This window comes from Burkholderia territorii (assembly GCF_902833055.1).
Taxonomy (GTDB): Bacteria; Pseudomonadota; Gammaproteobacteria; order Burkholderiales; family Burkholderiaceae; genus Burkholderia; species Burkholderia territorii.
The window spans coordinates 1-444 of the sequence record NZ_CADFEJ010000148.1 but is presented as its reverse complement, the minus strand read 5'-3'; the positions used below and the strand labels follow the sequence as shown (position 1 = coordinate 444).

Below are 444 nucleotides of genomic sequence, written 5' to 3'. Positions count from 1 at the left end.
CGTTCGCGTGACGGTTGCTGGGCGGTTCCGCCCGCAACCACCTCGCCGATCCGGCTAGGCGGTGCCCGTGCCCGGCGCCGCCGGCGAGAGCGGCAGCCGCACCGTCACCACCAGCCCGCCGCCCGGCGCATCGTCCAGCGCGATCTCGCCCTCGTGCACGCGCACGATCTCGCGCACGATCGACAGGCCCAGCCCCGAACCCTCCACCGATTCCGTCGCCGAGCTGCGATAGAAGCGCTCGAACACGGCCTCGCGCTCCTGGCTGGCGATGCCGGGGCCGTCGTCGATCACGTCGAGCCGAGCCTGCCCGCCCTCCCGGCCGATCCGCACCGTGATCACCGCGCCGTCGCCGGCGTAGCGGATCGCGTTGTCGATCAGGTTGCCGATCAGGTCGGCCAGCAGGTCGGCGCGCGCGACCACCTCGACGTCGGCCTCGTGCTCGAA

The 444-nt window shown here is 73.2% G+C and carries 1 protein-coding gene; it reads right to left on the bottom strand.

Going from position 1 to position 444, the window contains the following annotated elements; all coding sequences use genetic code 11:
• Positions 1–54 precede the first annotated feature (54 nt).
• On the bottom strand, positions 55–444 hold a 390-nt coding region (locus tag HW466_RS31460), incomplete at its 5' end, for a sensor histidine kinase (protein WP_176316179.1).